The sequence below is a fragment of the Micromonospora sp. A202 genome (genome assembly GCF_006715105.1).
GTDB classification, from domain to species: Bacteria; Actinomycetota; Actinomycetes; order Mycobacteriales; family Micromonosporaceae; genus Micromonospora; species Micromonospora zamorensis.
Genome location: NZ_VFMP01000001.1, coordinates 6,001,389 through 6,020,917, shown reverse-complemented (window position 1 = coordinate 6,020,917; position 19,529 = coordinate 6,001,389). Strand labels below are relative to the sequence as shown.

16 protein-coding genes and 1 pseudogene are annotated in these 19,529 nt (G+C 72.9%); 10 read left to right on the top strand and 7 right to left on the bottom strand.

Features of this window, described 5'->3' with window-relative positions; translation table 11 throughout:
• Window positions 1-45 precede the first annotated feature (45 nt).
• A complete protein-coding gene (locus FBZ33_RS27880; RefSeq protein WP_141911245.1) occupies window positions 46-867 on the bottom strand; it encodes a hypothetical protein in 822 nt (273 codons plus the stop codon).
• A 143-nt stretch (window positions 868-1,010) separates the two neighbouring features.
• Here FBZ33_RS27880 and FBZ33_RS27875 point away from each other — a divergent pair, with 143 nt between their 5' ends.
• The 3 genes from FBZ33_RS27875 to FBZ33_RS27865 all read left to right on the top strand — a co-directional run bounded on the left by FBZ33_RS27875 (window position 1,011) and on the right by FBZ33_RS27865 (window position 6,116).
• Window positions 1,011-2,825 (top strand): AfsR/SARP family transcriptional regulator, encoded by a 1,815-nt coding sequence (locus FBZ33_RS27875; RefSeq protein ID WP_141911243.1) that lies wholly within the window; start codon window positions 1,011-1,013, stop codon window positions 2,823-2,825.
• 39 nt (window positions 2,826-2,864) lie between these two features.
• A complete protein-coding gene (locus FBZ33_RS27870; protein WP_141911241.1) occupies window positions 2,865-4,988 on the top strand; it encodes a RecQ family ATP-dependent DNA helicase in 2,124 nt (707 codons plus the stop codon).
• A 183-nt stretch (window positions 4,989-5,171) separates the two neighbouring features.
• Window positions 5,172-6,116, top strand: coding sequence for a hypothetical protein (locus FBZ33_RS27865; RefSeq protein WP_185755426.1), 945 nt, complete (start codon window positions 5,172-5,174; stop codon window positions 6,114-6,116).
• Between the two features lie 29 nt (window positions 6,117-6,145).
• Here FBZ33_RS27865 and FBZ33_RS27860 read toward each other — a convergent pair whose 3' ends face one another.
• Window positions 6,146-6,562, bottom strand: coding sequence for a helix-turn-helix domain-containing protein (locus FBZ33_RS27860; RefSeq protein WP_088950292.1), 417 nt, complete (start codon window positions 6,560-6,562; stop codon window positions 6,146-6,148).
• Window positions 6,563-6,807: 245 nt separating this feature from the next.
• Here FBZ33_RS27860 and FBZ33_RS27855 point away from each other — a divergent pair, with 245 nt between their 5' ends.
• Window positions 6,808-7,266, top strand: coding sequence for a hypothetical protein (locus FBZ33_RS27855; RefSeq protein ID WP_141911237.1), 459 nt, complete (start codon window positions 6,808-6,810; stop codon window positions 7,264-7,266).
• Here the strand turns inward: FBZ33_RS27855 and FBZ33_RS27850 are convergent.
• The 4 genes from FBZ33_RS27850 to FBZ33_RS27835 form a co-directional block, all read right to left on the bottom strand.
• Window positions 7,263-8,423 (bottom strand): SAM-dependent methyltransferase, encoded by a 1,161-nt coding sequence (locus FBZ33_RS27850; RefSeq protein WP_141911235.1) that lies wholly within the window; start codon window positions 8,421-8,423, stop codon window positions 7,263-7,265. The two genes, FBZ33_RS27855 and FBZ33_RS27850, sit on opposite strands and share 4 nt — an antisense overlap.
• 86 nt (window positions 8,424-8,509) lie before the next feature.
• Window positions 8,510-10,222 carry a DEAD/DEAH box helicase gene (locus tag FBZ33_RS27845; RefSeq protein WP_141911233.1) on the bottom strand — a complete coding sequence of 571 codons (1,713 nt, stop codon included), beginning with the start codon at window positions 10,220-10,222 and terminating at the stop codon, window positions 8,510-8,512.
• A 625-nt stretch (window positions 10,223-10,847) separates the two neighbouring features.
• Window positions 10,848-11,075 (bottom strand): DUF3107 domain-containing protein, encoded by a 228-nt coding sequence (locus FBZ33_RS27840; protein WP_088950288.1) that lies wholly within the window; start codon window positions 11,073-11,075, stop codon window positions 10,848-10,850.
• Window positions 11,076-11,139: 64 nt separating this feature from the next.
• Window positions 11,140-11,778 (bottom strand): TetR/AcrR family transcriptional regulator, encoded by a 639-nt coding sequence (locus FBZ33_RS27835; RefSeq protein WP_088950287.1) that lies wholly within the window; start codon window positions 11,776-11,778, stop codon window positions 11,140-11,142.
• Window positions 11,779-13,160: 1,382 nt separating this feature from the next.
• Between FBZ33_RS27835 and FBZ33_RS27830 the strand changes: the two genes are divergently transcribed.
• Both FBZ33_RS27830 and FBZ33_RS27825 read left to right on the top strand, forming a co-directional pair.
• Window positions 13,161-15,335, top strand: coding sequence for a hypothetical protein (locus FBZ33_RS27830; RefSeq protein ID WP_370453108.1), 2,175 nt, complete (start codon window positions 13,161-13,163; stop codon window positions 15,333-15,335).
• 23 nt (window positions 15,336-15,358) lie between these two features.
• A complete protein-coding gene (locus tag FBZ33_RS27825; RefSeq protein WP_141911232.1) occupies window positions 15,359-16,333 on the top strand; it encodes an alpha/beta fold hydrolase in 975 nt (324 codons plus the stop codon).
• Between the two features lie 37 nt (window positions 16,334-16,370).
• Here the strand turns inward: FBZ33_RS27825 and FBZ33_RS33840 are convergent, their stop codons facing one another.
• A complete protein-coding gene (locus FBZ33_RS33840) occupies window positions 16,371-16,622 on the bottom strand; it encodes a hypothetical protein (protein WP_370453052.1) in 252 nt (83 codons plus the stop codon).
• On the opposite strand from FBZ33_RS33840, the pseudogene FBZ33_RS33835 reads away from it, so the two are divergent.
• From FBZ33_RS33835 to moeZ, 4 genes and pseudogenes are all read left to right on the top strand, one after another.
• A pseudogene (locus FBZ33_RS33835) lies at window positions 16,516-16,866 on the top strand (DUF3152 domain-containing protein); the annotation flags it as partial. The gene FBZ33_RS33840 and the pseudogene FBZ33_RS33835 overlap by 107 nt on opposite strands.
• A 73-nt stretch (window positions 16,867-16,939) precedes the next feature.
• Entirely contained in the window at window positions 16,940-17,191 is a 252-nt protein-coding gene (locus tag FBZ33_RS33830) for a DUF3152 domain-containing protein (protein WP_370453051.1), read from the top strand.
• Between the two features lie 102 nt (window positions 17,192-17,293).
• Window positions 17,294-18,115 (top strand): DUF3152 domain-containing protein, encoded by an 822-nt coding sequence (locus FBZ33_RS27815; protein ID WP_141911230.1) that lies wholly within the window; start codon window positions 17,294-17,296, stop codon window positions 18,113-18,115.
• Window positions 18,116-18,238: 123 nt separating this feature from the next.
• Complete coding sequence (moeZ, locus tag FBZ33_RS27810) at window positions 18,239-19,420, top strand: adenylyltransferase/sulfurtransferase MoeZ (RefSeq protein WP_088950282.1); 1,182 nt, start codon at window positions 18,239-18,241, stop codon at window positions 19,418-19,420.
• Window positions 19,421-19,529: the final 109 nt, after the last annotated feature.

Sequence of the window (19,529 nt, the reverse complement as noted above, 5' to 3'; positions counted from 1 at the left end):
AGGGCGGCGGCCCCCCGTGTGGCCGCCGCCCTCCTGCGTCGTGGGTCAGCCGTTCAGCATCTCGTAGGCCATCGCCGGCGCCTTCGTCGCGGCGGAACCGGTCGGCACGCTGATCTTCGGCGAGGTGCCGTAGTCGGCGTAGGTGACGACGTAGTCGTACGCCTTCGCCTTGCCGGCGGCCGGGATCTTCAGCGTCAGCGAGGTCAGGTGCTTGTCCGCGTCGACAACTGCGGTGAACGGCACCGACTTGGCAGCTTCGCCGAGCGCTGCCGCCTCGCCCTCCTCCAGCACCTGGGCCGCGTTGCCAGTGCTCACGTCGACGACCCCGGCGTACTGCCCGGGGCTCTGCTCCTTGACGGAGGTGGCCGCCTCGATGAGCGGGCCGGCGTTGCCCTGGTCCGCACCGTCGTAGGCCGGGATGGTGTCGCTCTCGGCCAGCTTCGTGCGGTCCAGCTTCATCCACTTGTCCGGGAACTTCGGCAGGCCCGGCTGGCCGCTGAACTTCGCCTTCAGCCAGACCTCCTCACCGATGAGCAGGAACGACATCTTCGTGGTGATGCCGTCGGAGCCCGGTGCGCCAGTGGTGTTGATCTCGACAGCCTTCGAGGCCGGGTCGACCCGTCCGCTGTGCGTGTTGGAGGAGTCCTTGCCACTGAACTTGAACGTCCCCTCGGTGCCGTCCGGGACGGCGTCGAGGAGCGCCTGCTTCGGGTCGACGGTCGGGCTGGCGCTCGGGCGGCTCTGCGGTGCCGAGGTCGGTTCGCTCTTGGGCCCGCACCCAACCACCAGGGTGGTCGTGGCCAGCATGGCGGTGACCACGCCCACCGTCCGTCGGATGGTGCTCGCGCTGCCCGTTGCCTGTGTCATCACATTTCTCTTTCTCGCTGCGTGGCTTGTGCCGATGACCATGATGTGGGCGGGCACGGCGGTACCGCTGCCGATATGCTGCCGTCCGGCTGCCGGGCACTGCCGTCCGGCGATCGTCGGGGGTGTCAGGAGCGGAAATTCGCATGTCAGGAACGCTGCGTTTCGAGATCCTCGGGCTTCAGCGGGCCTGGTACGCCGACCGTGAAATCGACCTCGGTCCCGGCAAGCAGCGTGCGGTGCTGGCCGTGCTGCTGCTCTCCACGGGTCGCCCGGTGGCCACCGGGCAGATCGTCGAGGCGGTCTGGCCGGACGATCCGCCCGCGAACGGCCCCAACGTGGTGCAGAAGTACGTCGCCGGGCTGCGCCGGGTGCTGGAGCCGGACCGGTCGCCGCGTACACCGGGGCAGGTGCTCAGCCTGACCGACGCCGGCTATCTGCTGCGCGTGGATCCCGAGGCGGTGGACGCGGTCCGTTTCGAGCGGGGCGTCCAGGCCGCCCGGCGGCGGCACGAGTCCGGCGTCACGGAGCAGGCGCTCGCCGAGCTGACCGCCGCTCTGGACCTGTGGCACGGGGAGCCGTTCACCGGCTTCTCCGGTGCGGTGTTCGAGGCTGCCCGGCACCGCCTGGTGGAGTTGCGGGCCGTCGCCCTGGAGACCCGCGCGGAGCTGAAACTGGAAAGCGGGCGGCACCGCGAGCTGGTCGGCGAGTTGGTCGAGTTGGTGGCCGAGTTCCCGGTCCGGGAGCGGCTGCGCCACCAGTACATGCTGGCGCTCTACCGCAGCGGACGGCAGGCCGAGGCGTTGGCCGCTTACCGGGACATCGACAGCCTGCTCCGGGAGGAATACGGCATCGGGCCCGGCGAGGCGTTACGCGAGTTGCACGGTCGGATCCTGCGCGCCGACCCGACCCTCACCGCCGGCGTTCCGGAAACAGGGTGGCCAGCTTCGGCTTCCGCCGCGCGGCAGGCGGAGAACAGGGTGCCGGCGGACCCGTCCGCCGACTTACATCCGGCTGCCCCGGCCGCACCGCCCTCCGCACCGCCGCCCGCCCAGGCCGTCCCGGCCCAGGCGTCGACCCCACCGCCCCCGGCCTCGGGCCCATCGCCTCAAGCGTCGGGCCCGCTGCCCCAGGCGGCCGTCCCGCCGTACGCGGATCTGCCCTCGCCGCTGTACCCCGCTCTGGCCGGCCTGCCCACCGGGCCGCCGTCCCCGTTCGCGGTCGACCAGTCGCGCCGGGAGCGGCAGCCGCTGCCGACGTGGGTGAGCACCACGGCCACCGTCGCCGGCACCCTCCTGCCACTGCTCTCGTTCGGCACCGGCACCTGGCTGGTGATGCTGGCGTACGCGGTGCGGCGCCGCAGTCGACGGCTCGGCCTCGCGGCCGTCGGCTATCTCCTCACCGCGGTGTTGCTGGTCTTCATGATCGCCACCGACGACCTGGAGAAGGAGGACTCGGCGGCCGAGGCGTTCCTCGGGCTCGGCGTGCTCTGCCTCTGCTGGCTGGTGGGCGCCCTGCACGTGCTCCTGCTCAACCGCTGGGTCTGGGGGCGGGTCACCGGTCGGCCGCAGGCGGCCCAAGCATGCGACGAGGAGCGCCGGGTGCGCCGCGAGCAGGCGCGCAACCTGCTGCACCGCTATCCCTCGGCGCGTCTGGAGTTCGCGATCGGCCGCCCCGACCTGCCCCGCGGCTTCGACGACGGCGGGCTCGTGGACATCAACGCCGTACCCGACCACGTGCTCGCCACACTGCCCGGGCTCACCGACGCGCAACGCCGGCAGGTGGCGATGGACCGGTGGGTACGCGGCCCGTACGCGTCGATGGAGGAGTTGGCCGCGCGCTGCGCGCTGCCCCTCGCGGTTGTCGACGGTCTCCGCGGCGTCCTGCTGTTCCTGCCGCTGCCCGTCCTGCCGACGGACACGCCGGCAGCGGTGGAGGCGGGGCCCACTGTGCCCCGCTGATCGTGGGGGTTTTGCGGCGTGGGCTGGTAGAAATGCCGGGTGGAGACAGCAGAGCGGGCGGCAATCCGGGAGCGGGCCGAGGCGGTGCTGCGCCGGCTGGCCGGTGACCACGCCCGTCTGCGTGAGGACCAGTGGCGGGCCATCGAGGCACTGGTCGTCGACCGGCGACGGGTGCTCTGTGTGCAGCGGACCGGTTGGGGCAAGTCGGCGGTCTACTTCGTGGCCACCGCCCTGCTGCGCGAGCGCGGGGAGCACGGCCCGACCGTCATCGTCTCGCCGCTGCTGGCGCTGATGCGTAACCAGGTCGAGGCGGCGGCCCGGGCGGGCATCAAGGCCCGCACGATCAACTCGGCGAACCTCGACGAGTGGGACGAGATCACCGCGGAGATCCAGACCGGTGCCGTGGACGTGCTGCTGATCAGCCCGGAGCGGCTCAACAACCCGGACTTCCGCGACGGGGTGCTGCCGAAGCTGGCCGCCACCACCGGGCTGCTGGTGGTCGACGAGGCACACTGCGTCTCCGACTGGGGGCACGACTTCCGGCCGGACTACCGGCGGCTGCGCACCTTCCTCGCCGAGCTGCCCGAGCGCACCCCGGTGCTGGCGACCACCGCCACCGCCAACTCGCGGGTCACCCAGGACGTGGCGGAGCAGTTGGGCGACGCCCTCATCCTGCGCGGCACCCTGGATCGCGAGTCGTTGCGCCTCGGGGTCCTCGACCTGCCCAGCCCGGCACACCGGCTGGCCTGGCTCGCCGACCACCTCGATCAGCTCCCCGGCTCGGGCATCGTCTACACGTTGACCGTCGCGGCAGCGGGGGAGACGGCCGAGTTCCTGCGCTCCCGGGGTTACCCGGTGGCGTCGTACACCGGGCAGGCCGACGACGCCGACCGGCGCGCCGCCGAGCAGGACCTGCTCGACAACAAGATCAAGGCGTTGGTCGCGACGAGCGCTCTCGGCATGGGCTTCGACAAGCCTGACCTGGGCTTCGTCGTCCACCTCGGCGCGCCGCCCTCGCCGATTGCGTACTACCAGCAGGTCGGCCGCGCCGGCCGCGCCGTCGAGCACGCCGAGGTGCTGCTGCTGCCCGGCGTCGAGGACGCCGCCATCTGGCGATACTTCGCCTCGCTGGCGTTCCCACCGGAGCAGCAGGTGCGCGCCGTGCTGGCCGCCCTGCACCCCGACCGCCCTCTCTCCACCCAGGCCCTCGAACCGCTCGTCGACCTGCGCCGTACCCGCCTGGAGCTGATGCTCAAGGTGCTCGACGTGGACGGCGCGGTCCGCCGGGTGCGCGGTGGATGGCTCGCCACCGGCGAGCCCTGGGTCTACGACGAGGCCCGGTTGCGCCGCGTCGCCGAGGCGCGCACCGTCGAGCAGCAGGCCATGCGGGAGTACGCGACCACGTCCGACTGCCGGATGCGGTATCTACGGGAACGCCTGGACGACACCGGGGCGACCGACTGCGGCCGGTGCGACAGGTGCGCCGACCCGCTCTTCTCCGCCGACGTGTCGACAGCCGCGCTCGCCGCCGCGCAGACCTTCCTCGGCCGCCCCGGCGTGGAGATCGCCCCGAAGAAGCTCTGGCCGACCGGGTTGGACGCGGTGGGCGTACCCCTCAAGGGCCGGATCGCCCCCGCGGAGCAGGCGTTGCCGGGCCGTGCCGTCGGGCGCCTCTCGGACCTCGGTTGGGGTGGCCGGTTGCGTGATCTCGTCGGCCCGGAGGCGCCGGACGCGCCGGTGCCCGACGACGTCGTCGGCGCGGTGGTGGAGGTGTTGAAGGCGTGGGCGCACGGCGACGACCCGTGGCCCCGCCGGCCGGTGGGGGTGGTCGCGGTCGGTTCGCGGCGACGGCCCCGACTGGTCGGGTCGCTCGCCGAGCGGATCGCCGCCGTGGGCCGGCTGCCGCTGCTCGGCGAGGTCGTCCCGGCCGGTCCGGGCGGTCCGGCCGGGCCACGAGGCAACAGCGCCCAACGGGTACGCGCGCTGCACGACACCTTCACCGTGCCGACCGACCTGGCGGACACCCTGACGGGCCTGGACGGCCCGGTGCTGCTCGTCGACGACCTGATCGACTCGGGTTGGACGATGACGCTGGTCGCTCGGGCCCTGCGCCGGGCCGGTGCGCCCGACGTGCTCCCGCTCGCCCTCGCCGTCGCCGGCTGACCCGCCGAGCGCGGGGCCGGTGGGAAAGTTCCCGGGCGGCGTCAAATGCGACCGTCGCCACGCCGTCCGGGCGTCGGCCCGGGCCGCCCCGACGCGGCGGTACCGTGGGCCGTATGACCGACCAGCAGCCCGTCACCCGCGCGCACGACGTCACGGGTAGGACCGCCGTCGCGGAGGCGGGCCATGTGCTGGGCGTCGGCGGTGCCTGACCAGGTCTCCGCCGCGCCGGACCGGAGCACGCTCCGGCTGGCGCTGGTGGTCGGTGGGCTGGTGCTGGCGGTGCTGCTCGGTTTCGGCCTCGGCCGGATGAACACGACAGGCACCGCCACCGGCAGCCCGTCGTTGGCCGCCGATCACACCGACCCACCGGGGACCGGGCCGCACAACCACGGCAGCGCCGCGAGCACCGATCAGGGCACGGCCACCGAACCGGGCGGTCTGGCGGTCAGCTCAGCAGGGTTCACCCTGGCGCCCCTGACAACCGAGTTCGCGGCCGGCAGGCCCGGTCAGCTCCGCTTCCAGGTACGCGACGTGCAGCGCCGGCCCGTCACCCGCTTCGCCGTCGTGCACGACAAGCCGATGCACCTCATCGTCGTCCGCCGGGACCTGACCGGTTACCAGCACCTGCACCCGACCATGGCGGCGGACGGCACCTGGTCGGTGCCGTTGACCCTCGCGCAGTCCGGGGTCTGGCGCGCGTACGCCGATTTCACCGTCGTCGCCGACAACGGCGCGCAGACCGCGGTGACCCTCGGCGCGGACCTGGTCGTGCCCGGTGACTACCAGCCCCGTTCGCTGCCGGGTCCGGCCACCTCGACGACAGTGGACCGGTTCACGGTCGGCTACCAGGGCACCCCGCAGGCGGGGGCGACAGTGCCGCTGACGTTCCAGGTCGACGGTGCTGGCGGCGCCGCCCAGCTGGAGCGGTACCTCGGGGCGTACGGGCATCTGGTGGCGTTGCGCGAGGGCGACCTCGGCTACCTGCACGTGCACCCGGAACCAGAGCTGGTGGACGGCCAGGTCAAGTTCTGGCTGACCACCCCCGGCCCCGGCCGCTACCGCCTGTACCTGGACTTCCAGGTAGGGACCGAAGTCCACACCGCCGAGTTCACCCTCACGGTCCCCTAACCCCACCCGGGCCCCTCCGCCCCGGGGGGTTAGCCGGCTCGGCGGATCGGGCGGCGGGCCAGGTAGCGGAGCAGGTCGCGGATGTGGTGCTTCTCCTCGGCGGGGACCGTTGGGTCGGCCAGCCGGTCCAGGATGGCGCGGACGTCGGCTTCGACGGGGCCGTCGTCATGACGTCGACGGGGGGTGGGGCCGGCGTCGGGCAGCCCGAGCGCGCGGAACGCGGCAGCGACCGGTAGGTCCAGTGCTGCGCAGAAGCCGCGTACCTTGGCCAGCTCGGGATAATCCTGCCAGTCACCCGCCAACCAGCGGAACACGGTGGAGCGTCCCACGCCCGTGTGCGAGGCAAGATCGGTCACGGTCCAGCCACGTTCGTCACGAGCGTCATCGATGGCGCGCCGGACGAAGCGGGCGAAGGCCATCTGCGGTGATACCTCGGCTGATCCCATCCCTGTGTGTCTTTCCCCCTGCCGCAGCACCGGGACGATGCGCTTTTCCGAGGGTAGTACGCCCACAGCTGGAAACAATTGACTGACCGCACAATCTGTCCCGTGGACGAGACTTTTCCGCGACAGCATGACGCCGACCAAAAATTGCATCAAGCGATCACCATCGTTCTTCCACTAAGCTCGGTGCCCGTCCCGGCATGTGTCCTGTCTGCCGCGTCCGAGCGCACCACCGCCCGAGGAGCACCATGGCCGAACTGAGCCGTCCCCAGCCGTACCAGCCTGGTGCGGTGAGCCTGTTCTTCGTTGCCAATGCCGGCGTCTTCGCTGCCGCGTTCTGGATCTGGCTGCTGGTTCAGGTGCTCCGCACCAGTTCCGCGACCGGTCTCCAGGTGCTGGCCGCCACTGGCGCGATCACCACCACGCTGGTCGGGGTGGTGCTGGGTGCCCGGATGGCGTTGCAGCACAGCGCGGCCATCCGGCACGCCGAGACCAAGAGGCTGCTGGTGGACATCTCCTGGAACGCCTTCGCCGCCGCCGGCAACGCCGAGAGCGCGGGCAAGGTCGTGCCCTTCCCGATCACCCTGGGCGACGGTGAGCGGGTCACCCAGCGCAACGGCGGCGACCGGAGATCGGTCCTCGACCACCGTGCCGGCGAGCGCAACGGTGCCCGGGACCGCAGTGGCGGCAGCGATCGCCGTCGCTAGGCGGCGGGTTCCTCGGCGGTGGAGAGCAGGGTCTCCAGTCGGGGTGTGACCTGCCACTGGTCCACCAGTTCGCGATACTCCGCGTTCTGCTGTTCGCTGGCCTCGCCACCGGTGCGGCGGGCACGGATCAGCAGGTTGCGTGGCGTGTGCTGGGAGTCGACGAACTCCACCACCTCGGCCCGGTACCCGTGCACCCGCAACAACCCGGCGCGCAGTGCGTCGGTGAGCACGTCGGCGAACCGCTCGCGCAGGATGCCCTGCCGGGTCAGCAGCTCGTACGGTGCCGGGGTGGGGTGGGCGCGGAGCTGCTTCGCCAGGTCGTGGTGGCAGCACGGCGCGGCCAGCACCCAGCGTGCCTCCCAGCGCACCGCGCGGGCCAACGCCTCGTCCGTGGCGGTGTCGCAGGCGTGCAGCGCCAGCACCAGGTCGGGTGCGGGGTCGACGACGGCGTCGGCGATCGTGCCGGCGACGAAGCTGATCTGGTCGGCCCAGCCCAGCCGCTGCGCCAGCTCGGTGTTGCGTCGCCGCTGGTCCTCCCGGACGTCCACGCCGATCAGTTGGACGTCGAGCCCTCGACTCGCCAGGTAGCGGTACGCGGCGAACGTGAGGTACGCGTTGCCGCAGCCCAGATCGACCACCCGCAGCGAACCGGTCAGATCGTCGGGCAGGGTCGCGGCCAGGGCACGCAGGAACGCGTCCACCTGGCGGCGTTTGGCCGCCGAGCCGCCGATCTCGGCGAAGATCGGGTCACCGGGGTCGAGCAGGTATTCCTTCGCCCGGTCGTTCCCGCTCGGTGTGGCCGCCGGGCGGGACGTCGCGGCGCGGTGCACCTGCGCCTCGCCGGACTTGGTCACCCGGAGTTGGAGCGTCGCGTCGGCCGTCTCCACGTGCCAGTTGCCGAACGGTTCGGCCAGCAGCTCGTCGATCGCCTGGATCGCCTCCGGACCGGGGGCGACGTTGCGGGTGTACGGGCGCGTGCCGTCGGAGGTGGCGATCTGCAGTCGCGGGCCGGCCTTGAGCCGCACCGGCCGCAGTTCGGCCCGAGCCACCACGGGATGGCGCCCACGGCGTCGTCCGGCGGCGACCGCCCGGGTCAGCGCGGGGTCGAGCAGCAGCGCCCGAACCTCGGTCAGGGCAACATCCAGTGGTTCCGGCATCGTTCCATCTTCGGCAGGTGGGGTGGGAAGGGAACATCCCCCGTACCGCGCGAGGCGGTGCGGGGGATGTCAGGTGTGGCTGTGGGTCAGTCCGCGGTCGCCTCGGCCGGCGTACCCGCACCGGAACCGCCACCACGGCGGCGCCGGCGGCGGCGCGGCTTCGACGGCTCGCCGTCGGACGCGGCGGCCGGCTCGGCGTCACTGCCAGGCTCGGCGGAGATCACCGCGGTCGGCTCGCCCACGACCGCCTCACCGGCCCGGCGGCGACGCCGGCGGCGGGGGGTACGGGTGCCTTCGTCGGCGGTGTCGCCAGCCTCGGCGATCGCCGGTGCCTCGGCCTCGGCCGCTGCCGGCGCGCCGGCGTCGGAGCGGTCGCGGCGGCTGTCGCCCCGACCACGGCGCTCGCCTCGCCCCTCGCCACGGCTCTCACCGCGTCGGGGGCTCCGGCCGCCACCGCTGTCGCCCCGACGGGAGCGCGTCGTCCCGCCCAGGTCCTCTTCGATCTCGGCGGACAGCCCGGCGCGGGTGCGCTCGGCCGTCGGCAGGGTGCCGCTGACCTCGGTCGGGATGTGCAGGTCGGTGTAGAGGTGCGGCGACGTGTGGTACGTCTCCGGCGGCTCCGGCATCTCCAGACCCAGGGTCTTGTCGATGATCCGCCAGCGCGGCATGTCGTCCCAGTCGACGAAGGTCACCGCGACACCCGTCGCGCCGGCCCGGCCGGTACGACCGATCCGGTGGGTGTAGGTGTCCTGGTCTTCGGGGCAGTCGTAGTTGATGACGTGGGTGACGCCGGTGACGTCCAGCCCTCGGGCCGCCACGTCGGTGGCGACCAGAATGTCGATCTTGCCGGCCCGGAAGGCCCGCAGCGCCCGCTCGCGGGCACCCTGGCCGAGGTCACCGTGCACCGCGGCGACCGCGAACCCGCGGAAGTCGAGGTCCTCGGCGACGCGGTCGGCGGCCCGCTTGGTGCGGGTGAAGATCATGGTCAGCCCACGCCCCTCCGCCTGGAGGATGCGCGCCACCACCTCGACCTTGTTCATCGAGTGGGTGCGGTAGACCAGCTGCTGGGTCTGCGGCGACGGACCGGTCTCGGCGGTGTGCCCGGCGTGGATCGTCATCGGCTGGCGCAGGAAGCGCCGGGACAGGGTGACGATCGGGTCCGGCATGGTGGCCGAGAAGAGCATCGTCTGCCGGTCTTCCGGAAGCATCGCGAGGATCTTCTCGACGTCGTCGAGGAAGCCCAGGTCGAGCATCCGGTCGGCCTCGTCGAGGACGAGCGCGTGCACCCGGTCCAGACGGAGGTGCTTCTGCTTCTGCAGGTCCATCAGCCGGCCCGGGGTGCCGACCAGGATCTCGACGCCCTTGCGCAGCGCGTCGATCTGCGGCTCGTACGCGACGCCGCCGTAGATCGGCAGCACCCGGACGCCCCGCGTCCGGCCGGCGGCGGCCAGGTCCTTGGCGACCTGGATGCCCAGCTCACGGGTGGGGACGACGACCAGCGCCTGGGGGACGCCGTCGCTGCCCTCGCCCGGCGCGAAGACGCGATCCAGCAGGGGCACGCCGAAGCCGAGGGTCTTGCCTGTGCCGGTGGGCGCCTGACCGATCAGGTCGACGCCGCGCAGCGCGATCGGGATCGCGTATTCCTGGATGGCGAAGGCGCGGGTGATGCCCGCCGCGGCCAGGGCCTCGACGGTCTCGGCGCGGGCGCCGAGTGCGGCGAACGTGGGGGCCTCCGGTCGAACCGGGGCAGTGGGGGCCAGTTCCTGGCCGTCCATCAAATGTTGAGTCAGGTCGCTCATGTGGATGTGGGGGTGCCCTCTCGTGGGTGCGCCCGTCATGTCCTCAGGGCGCGTTCGGTATGACGCGGGCCACACGGTCGGCGGCAGATTGCCGAGCCGGACCGGGCCGCACGCGCGCCGCGGGCTGAGCTTCGATCAGATCGGCGCCCACGGCAACTGCTCCATGCTACCTGAACAGGGATGCGCCCGTCCCGATTCCCACCCGGCCACTCGCCACGCGGGGCAAGTAATTGTGACCTACGTCACGTCTATCCGCCTCGGGGGATGCCGTTGGCCTGCGCTCGTGTCCACGTCGAGCATCCCCGGTCCCGTGCTTGCAGAACCGGACCGGGCGGCTGGTGCTGGGCGTCCTGCACGACTCCCGTTACGCGGCTCTCCATCTGGGCGCGGCGGCTGGTCGGCGAGGCGTTGTCCCAGGCGAGCCGGTTCCGCCGCCGAGCGGGTCACAATCACCGCGCTGATCGCGCGGGGCGACCGGGTCGACGTGCCGGGGCTGTTCGGCAGGCTCACCGCCGCGCACACAGCGCGGATGGCCGCCGCCGGGCTGAACAACTGACCGCCCGGGAAGCCGGTGCCGGCCTGCGGCAGGTGGGCCAACGCCGACCTGCCGCGATGGCCGGACCGGTCAGCGGACGGTGAAACCGACCGCCCGGGACGACGCCTCGGCGATCTCGACGTAGGCGACCTTCTCGACCGGCACGATGACCCGTCGGCCCTTCTCGTCGGTCAGGGAGAGCGTGCCGCCGTTACCGGCGAAGGCGTCGGTCACGATCTGCTCGATCTCGGCCGGCGACTGCGCGCTGTCTACTACCAGCTCACGCGGCGCGTACTGCACGCCGATCTTGACCTCCACTGTGCCTCCTCAACTGGGGCGAAAGAACCGCCCTGCGAAGGCTATCCGATCACGGGGTCGGCGGTCAGGCTGACTCACCTTGCAGCGGGAAGCTCGCGATGCCCCGCCACGACAGCGCGGCCACCAGCGCCTCGGCCTCGGCCTTCGGCACCTGCCGGCCACCGGCCAGCCAGAACTGCGCGGCCGTCTCCGCGGCGCCGACCAGCCCGGAGGCGAGCAGCTCGGCGTGCGACCGGCTCACGCCGGTGTCCGAGATGATGGTGTCGGTGATCGCCGCGATGCAGCCCTGCTCGACCCGTTCCACCCGTTGCCGCACCGCCGGGTCGTTGCGCAGGTCCGACTCGAAGACGAGCCGGAACGCCTCGCTCTCGTGGTCGACGAAGTCGAAGTACGCCCGTACCGACGCGCTGACCCGTTCCTTGTTGTCGCTGGTGCCGTGCATCGCGTCCTGCACCTGAGCGACGATGGCGTCACAGTGCGTGTCGAGCAGCGCCAGGTAGAGATCCATCTTTCCGGGAAAGTGTTGGTAGAGCACGGGCTTCGAAACCCCGGCCCGCTCGGCGATGTCGTCCATCGCGGCGGCGTGGTAACCCTGTGCGACGAACACCTCCTGCGCCGCAGCGAGAAGCTGCTTACGACGCGCGGAGCGGGGCAGACGGGTGGGTCGTCCAGCGGTCTGTGCACCGTTGCCCGCAGCGGTCATGGGTTCCTCCGAGTTCTCCGTACGAGCCGGCATTTTCCCCCCAGACCGGGCGAGGCCCGCGACCACCGTCGTGGAAATGGCCCGCCGCTGTAACTTATCGCCACTCTCGGCACACGGTAGCCTCAGCGGGGGCGACCAAGGAGCGCGCGGTGAGTGAAACAGGTCAACCCGGAGCCGCTACCCCGGGAGAGCACGGTGACGGCGCGGGTCAGCACGACGACCCGAGCCGTTCCGTCAGCGGGTGGGCACCCCCGACGGGTGGGTGGCCCCGAGCCGCCGATCACGAGGATGCCCGGGAGCAGGCGCCGCGTTGGCAGCCGGACCCCGCGTCCGGCTGGCGCACCTCCTCCACCAGGCATGGCGACCTGCCGTCGCCGCTGGCCGGGCTGCCGAGTGACCTCGATCCGCCGACCCGGGTCAACGGCCACAACGCCAACGGTGTGCACCATCCCGATGACGCCAACGGCGTCCGTCGCCCCGGCCCCGAACCGACATTGGGACGTCCCACGCCGGTGAGCGCACCCCCCGGGCTGCCCGTCGAGGGCCGCCCCGAGCCGGCCAGCGACCGACTGGTGGTGCCCGCCCAACGTCCCGCCCCGCGTGTGGAGCAGGGGGTCGACGAGCCCGACCGCTCCGCCGCCGATCCGGCCGCCGCCCACCGCGCCCGCTGGGCCGAGCCCGGCCTGCCCACCTCCGCGCCGCCTGCGGTCCAGGTGCCGCCCGTCGGCACCGCCGCGTCGGGTTTCGAGGTGCCGCCCGGCTTCCACGCGCCCAACGCCGAGCGGCTGGCCGCCGAGGACCCACCGGCCGCCGGGTCACGCGACCGGCGGGACCCGCTCGCTCCGGAGCACCAGGCAGCACCGGGACGCACCTCGGGGCCGGCCGGGCACGCCGACGCGACCGAGCCGGCTCGCGCCGCCGAAGGCCCCCGCCCGGGTGACGCGCACCGGGCCGGGGAATCGTCGGCCATCGAGCCGGACTGGTCGGGGCCGAGCTGGAACCGCCCGAGTTGGGGCGGCGGCTGGGCGCCGCCCTGGTCCCGTCCGGACGACGAGCCGGCTGGTCCGCCGACCACCGACGAGTCCGCGCCGGGTTGGGTCGCCGAGCCCATCCAGCCGTACGAGCCGGTGCGGGCCGAGTCACCCCGCCCGTACGAGCCGGTCCGCGCCGAGCCGCCCCGCGGGTACGACCCCGTCCGGAGCGACGTCGCGTCCGAGGCGGCGCCGGAGCGCCCGGCCGAACCGACCAGCGGACCGCCGGCCGACCGGCCGACCTGGGCAGCCCCGCCCGCTGTCCCGCCCGCCGATCGCCCGCTCCGGGCTGTCGACCCGGACCAGCCCCCGACCGGCGAGCCGGGCGTGCCGTCGTCAGGCACGCCGCCGCTGGTCCCGCCGGGCACGCCGCCACCGGCCGTGGAGCGCCCGGCCTGGGCAGGCGGCCCGACGCCGACCAGCGGTCCGCCGGCCAACCGGCCGTCCTGGGCCGGGTCCGGCGCCAGCCGTACGCCGCGGATCGACCGGCCGTCCTGGGCTGGCGGTGCGGCCGATCCCGAGCCCACCAGTGGCCCGCCGGCGCGGCCGTCCTGGGCCGGGGGTTCCGACCCGGCATCGACCGGTACGCCGTCGGTCCGCCCGTCGTGGGCTGGCGGTGCCGCCGAGTCCGAGCCGACCAGTGCGCCACCGGCGCGGCCGTCCTGGGCCGGGGGTTCCGACCCGGCATCGACCGGTACGCCGTCGGTCCGCCCGTCGTGGGCTGGCGGTGCGGCCGAGTCCGAGCCGACCAGTGCGCCGCCGACGCGGCCCTCCTGGGCTGCCAGCGCGGCATCGACCGACGCGCCACCGCCGGCGCCAGCCGGGCCACCTCCCGCACTGGCCGAGGCGCCACCGGCTCCGGAGGGCCCGCCCCTGGTCGCCGAGCGCCCCACCTGGGCTGGCGGGCCGCCCACCAGCCCGGTGAGCAACGCGCGGGAAGAACGGCCGGACTGGTCCGAGGGCCGCATCCCCGCCACCCCCGTCGACCGTCCCTCGTGGGGGGCGATCCAGTCGTCCATGCCCCGTGGGGGTGACGACGGCGAGACCCCGGGCATGCCACGGCCCGAGATCCGACCGGCCACCGCGCCATTCCGGCTCCGCCCGGCGACACCAGACCTGCCCGGCCCGTCTCCCGTCGACTCGCACCGCCCGACCGCGCCGACCAACGCTCCGTCACCCGGTGACCTCACGTCGTCCTCGACGGCCTCGACTCCGCCCCCTGCCACGAACGGGTCCGAGCCCCACGACCGGCCAGGACCCGTGTCCGCCTCCCCCTATGCGGCTCGCCGATCCGCACCCGACCCGACGTCGTCGTCCGAACCGGCCGAAGACGCCCGGCAGTCGGACCCGAAAGCGGTGGTGCTGCCGCAGCGCGTCCCCGCAGAACCGGACGTGCCCGTCGTGCCGGAGCCGCCAGCTGTGGAGCCACCCGCCGAAACTCCGGAACTCGCCCGCATCGCCACCCACCTTCGTCGGGACGACGAGCCAGCCCCGTTGCGGGAGCGCCCCGAGGGGTTCGACGTCAACGCGATCCTGGACGCCGTCCGCGAGGTGGCCGGTGTCCGCGACGCTGCGCTGCGTCGTACCCCGGCGGGAGCGCACAGTCTCCGACTCGACCTGGCCGACGGCGCCGACCCGGCCGAGGTGAGCCGACAGGTGGCCCGGCTGCTTCAGGATCGGATGGGGCTGGCCGCCGCCCCGCAGAACGTGCCCGGTCTGCCCAGCACGCCGCCCCCGCCGGTTCGCCGTCGCGTTGCCGAACCCCGGGCCGCCGAACGGCGTACCCCGGAGCAGAGCGTGACCGCACGCGATGCCGGCGCCGAAGCGCGTACCGGTGAGGTGCGGGCGGTCGAGACGCCGACGAGCGGTCGTCCGTCGGGTGCTCGGGTGGAGGCCATGCCGGCAGGCATTGAGCAGAGGCCCGCCAGCGACATCTCGCGCCGCCGCCGGTCGAACGCCCCACACCGGGGTCGCGCCACTGTCGAGGAGCCGGGATCGGTCTCGGCCGCGCCGGCCGGTGGCGCGACCGGGAGCCCGGCGACGCTCGGCACGTCGTACTCCGGTGGTCAGGTGACCACGACGGAGTCGGCGCCGTCCCGACCGCTGGACACCGGCGGCACGCCGGGGCCCCGGGTGGTGATCGACCATGTGCAGGTCAGCACCTTCGGCCTGGACGCGAACGTGGAGGTCCGGCTGCTGGCCGGGGGCGACAGCGCCTCCGGGTACGCGACCGGGCCGGCGGTGGACGGCTACGTGCTGCGGCTCTGCGCGGTCGCGGCCGCCGCCGCGGTGGACGAGTTGCTGCGCGGCGCCGAGAACGCCGAGCGGGGGCGCTGCTTCGTCGAGCACGCGGCGGTGGTGCCGTTCGGCAACTGCGAGGTGGCCACCGTGGTGGCACTGCTCGTCTGTGAGGGCTGGGTCGAGCAGCTCGCCGGCTCGGCTCTGGTCGCCGGTGATCCCCGGCAGGCGGTGGTCCGGGCGACCCTCGCGGCGGTGAACCGTCGGCTGGAGGCGCTGCTGTCCTGAGTGGTCCGAGGCAGACTGGAACGATGAGACGCGCCACCCTCTGGCCGGACCACCTGCTTCCCGACCACCATGTCCCGCCACCGTGGCCGGGCAGGGAGGTCCGCCTCGACGGCCGGGTCACCTACGTACGGGACACCCCGGCCACCGCCGCCGGCGCGGAGCCGGCACTGTACGTGCACGGGCTGGGCGGGTCGTCGCAGAACTGGACCGACCTGGCCGGGTTGCTTGCCGACCGGCTCGATGGTCAGGCCATCGACCTGCCCGGCTTCGGCCGTAGCGAGCCGGGCCCCCGCTACACGATTCCGGCGTTCGCTGATCTGGTGGTCCGCTGGATCGAGCACTCTGGTCGGGGCCCGGTTCACCTGTTCGGCAACTCGCTGGGCGGCACGGTCGCGGTCCAGGTGGCCGGGCTGCGGCCCGACCTGGTCCGTACGCTCACCCTGATCTCCCCGGCGCTGCCGTTCCTCGACTTCCGTCGCTCGTTGCAGGGGCGGATGCTGCCGGTGCTCGCCATCCCGCGCGGCGAACGGCTGGTCGCCCGGCACCTCACCCAGCTCGCTCCCGAGGTGATGGCCCAGCAGGTGCTGGAGGCGTGCGTCGCCGATCTGAGCCGCATCTGCGACCAGCGCCGGGCCGAGGCGCTGGAGGAGATCCGGGTCCGGTACGAGGCGGAGCACTACGCCGCCGCGTACGTCCGGACGTTCCGCGGTCTGGTCTCCAGCTTTCTGCGGGCGTACCTGCCCGGGCCGGGTTCGCTGTGGCGCCTCGCCGAGTCGGTGCGCGCACCGACCCTGGTGGTGGGCGGCCGAGCGGATCGCCTGGTCGACGTACGGGTCGCGCCGCAGACCGCCCGGGTCATCCCGGACAGTCGGCTGATGATGCTCGACGGTGTCGGTCATGTGGCGCAGTTGGAGGTGCCCCGGCTGGTTGCCCGGGCGGTGGTCGGCCTGCTCGCCGAAACGGGGGACACCGCCAGGCGGTCTGATCTGGCAGGCTGACGTGGATGCCCAGCTCAGCCCCCCTCTCCGGTCGCCGTCAGCGACGCTTCGCGCTGTTCGCCCAACTGGTGGCGGTGGTGTTGGCTGTCGGCGCGGTGGTAACAGTGATCGCCGAAGGGCCGGGTGGGCATCCCGCTGCCGACCGGTTGGCCGCCGACGAGATCGCCTCGCTGCCGCCGCTGGTGGCCGCGCCACTGCCGCCGTCGGTCAGCCCGTCGCCCTCCGAGGCGGTTGCGTCCAGCCCGTCTCCGGTGCTGCGGGCGCCCGGTGCGGTTCCGAGTGCCGGCACGGGGGGTTTCGGCTACGACGCCCGTTCCGGCCCGGTGCTGGGTCGTGCGGGTGAGCTGCGGCGTTACCGGGTCGCTGTGGAGTCGGGCAGCAACGAGGACGCCGCCGAGTTCGCGCTGGCGGTGCAGACGGCGCTCGCCGGGCCGGGCAGTTGGGTCGACAGCGGCAGGTTGCGGCTTCAGCAGGTGCCCGGGGCCGCGCCTCGCGACTTCACCGTCTACCTGGCCACCGCCCGTACGGCGGGTCGGATGTGCGCCGACGGTGGGGTGGACATCCGGGTCGGGGGTCGGCCGTACACGTCCTGCCGCGCCCGGCCAGGTGATCATCAATCTGGATCGGTGGCGGCTGTCCGTGCCGCACTTCGTCTCGGCCGGCGTGCCGCTGGCGGTCTACCGGACGTACGTGGTGAACCACGAGGTGGGTCACCAGCTCGGGCATCGGCACGAGCGCTGCCCGGGGGCGGGCAGGCCGGCGCCGGTGATGATGCAGCAGACGCTGTTCCTCAACGGGTGCCGGGTCAACCAGTGGCCGTACCTCGACGGGCGTCGTTACGCCGGTCCTGCCCTCTGACCGACGGGCCGACGCGCCGACCTTCCAGCCCTCCATCAGGCGTCTTGCGGCAATAGCGGCGAATTCGGAGAAATGCCCGAATAATCTGGCAGGCTCGACGTCATGACGCCGTCGTCCCGTTACGGCCCACCCCAGCCGCCCGACCCGTCGGGCCGTCCGGCGTACGTGCGTCCCACGCTCGTCCGGATGCGCCGACGCCGCCGCCGCAGCCTGCTGCTCGGCCTGCTCGTCCTCGCCACCGCGATCGGCGTGACGTTCTACCGCACCGGCGAGCCGCCAGCTGAGACTCCCGCCACGACCCAGGGCGGCATGGGTCACGGGGGCGGTGTGCCCGCGCACCCGGTGCCCACCAGCTATCCGTCGGTCGGAGCGGGACGATTCACCGCAGCCGACGGCGAGACACCCGAGCACGGTGCGGACGGTCCGCTGCGCCGTTACCGGGTCGCTGTCGAACGTGGCACCGGCCAGGACGCCGACGCGTTCGCCGCCACTGTCGACGAGGTGCTGGGCGACCCACGCAGTTGGATCGCCTCCGGCGACCTGCGGGTGCAACGGGTGGCCGACGCGGGGGCCGCCGACTTCACCATCTACCTGGCCACCCCGGTCACGTCCGAGCGGATGTGCGCCGAGGGCGGGCTGACCACCGAGCGCTACACCTCCTGCCGCCTGCCCGGCCAGGTCATCATCAACCTGGCCCGCTGGATGGAGGCGGTCCCCGACTACGGCGCCTCGCTGGACACCTACCGCACCTATGTGATCAACCACGAGGTGGGCCACGAGTTCGGCGAGGAGCACGAGGCCTGCCCCGGGCCGGGGGAGCCCGCGCCGGTGATGCAGCAGCAGACGTACGGCCTGAACGGCTGCGTCGCCAACGCCTGGCCCTACCTCGACGGCCGTCGCTACGCGGGTGACATCGTCCCCTGATCGACCGGGTCGTCGGTTATTCCCGCTCCCGTATCGCGGACCACGTGTCGTCCCTCATGGCCGAGCAGGGCTCCGGCGAGCAACAATGGCGCGGTTCACACCGCCGATCCCGGGGAGTCCACCGTGTCGTTGCCCCCGCTCGTCGAGCCCGCCGCCGAGCTGACCGTTGACGAGATCCGCCGCTACTCGCGCCACCTGATCATCCCGGATGTCGGGGTGACCGGGCAGAAGCGGCTGAAGAACGCCCGGGTGCTCTGTGTCGGCGCCGGTGGCCTCGGGTCACCCGCCCTGATGTACCTCGCCGCGGCCGGGGTCGGCACCCTCGGCATCATCGACTTCGACACCGTCGACGAGTCCAACCTCCAGCGTCAGATCATCCACGGCGTGTCCGACATCGGCCGGTCCAAGGCCGAGTCCGCCGCCGCGTCGATCCGTGAGATCAACCCGCTGGTCAACGTGGAGATCCACAACACCGCGCTGGACCGGGAGAACGTCCGCGAGATCTTCGCGCAGTACGACCTGATCGTCGACGGCACCGACAACTTCGCCACCCGCTACATGGTCAACGACGCGGCGGTGCTGCTCGGCAAGCCGTACGTCTGGGGCTCGATCTACCGCTTCGACGGCCAGGCCTCGGTGTTCTGGGCCGAGCACGGCCCCTGCTACCGCTGCCTCTACCCGGAGCCGCCGCCGCCCGGCATGGTCCCCTCCTGCGCCGAGGGTGGCGTGCTCGGTGTGCTCTGCGCGTCGATCGGCTCGATCCAGGTGAACGAGGCGATCAAGCTGCTCACCGGCATCGGTGAGCCGCTGGTCGGCCGCCTGATGGTCTACGACGCCCTGGAGATGGAATACCGCAAGATCAAGGTCCGTAAGGACCCGAACTGCGCGCTCTGCGGCGAGAACCCGACGGTCACCGACCTGCTGGAAGACTACGAGGACTTCTGCGGCGCGGTCTCCGAGGAGGCCCAGGAAGCGACGCTCGACGCGACGATCACGGCACTCGAACTCAAGGAGTGGCAGGACGCCGGCAAGGACATCTTCCTGGTCGACGTCCGGGAGCCGGCCGAGTACGAGATCGTCCGCATCCCCGGTTCCACGCTGATCCCCAAGGGCGACATCATCTCCGGCGAGGCCCTCGCGAAGCTGCCGCAAGACCGGCAGATCGTGCTGCACTGCAAGTCCGGCGTCCGGTCCGCGGAGGCGCTCGCCGCGCTCAAGGCGGCGGGTTTCCGGGACGCCGTGCACGTGCAGGGCGGCGTGCTCTCCTGGATCAAGCAGATCGACCCGGCGCTGCCCGCGTACTGATCGATGTGCCGGGGTGGCCCACACCGCTGCCCCGGCAAATCGACGCGCGTGACACCGCCCGGCCCTGGCACCCGGAGCGACGCAGCTACCCCGGGCCAACCGATTCTCC

What these genes read in the sequence shown, in the direction of transcription:
- FBZ33_RS27850 (WP_141911235.1), bottom strand. Translation starts at nt 8,423, where the DNA reads ATGCCGGAACCACTGGATGTTGCCCTGACCGAGGTTCGGGCGCTGCTG.
- FBZ33_RS27835 (WP_088950287.1), bottom strand. Translation starts at nt 11,778, where the DNA reads ATGACCGCTGCGGGCAACGGTGCACAGACCGCTGGACGACCCACCCGT.
- FBZ33_RS27880 (WP_141911245.1), bottom strand. Translation starts at nt 867, where the DNA reads ATGACACAGGCAACGGGCAGCGCGAGCACCATCCGACGGACGGTGGGC.
- FBZ33_RS27845 (WP_141911233.1), bottom strand. Translation starts at nt 10,222, where the DNA reads ATGAGCGACCTGACTCAACATTTGATGGACGGCCAGGAACTGGCCCCC.
- FBZ33_RS27875 (WP_141911243.1), top strand. Translation starts at nt 1,011, where the DNA reads ATGTCAGGAACGCTGCGTTTCGAGATCCTCGGGCTTCAGCGGGCCTGG.
- FBZ33_RS27855 (WP_141911237.1), top strand. Translation starts at nt 6,808, where the DNA reads ATGGCCGAACTGAGCCGTCCCCAGCCGTACCAGCCTGGTGCGGTGAGC.
- FBZ33_RS27865 (WP_185755426.1), top strand. Translation starts at nt 5,172, where the DNA reads ATGTGCTGGGCGTCGGCGGTGCCTGACCAGGTCTCCGCCGCGCCGGAC.
- FBZ33_RS27825 (WP_141911232.1), top strand. Translation starts at nt 15,359, where the DNA reads ATGAGACGCGCCACCCTCTGGCCGGACCACCTGCTTCCCGACCACCAT.
- FBZ33_RS27815 (WP_141911230.1), top strand. Translation starts at nt 17,294, where the DNA reads ATGACGCCGTCGTCCCGTTACGGCCCACCCCAGCCGCCCGACCCGTCG.
- FBZ33_RS27860 (WP_088950292.1), bottom strand. Translation starts at nt 6,562, where the DNA reads ATGGGATCAGCCGAGGTATCACCGCAGATGGCCTTCGCCCGCTTCGTC.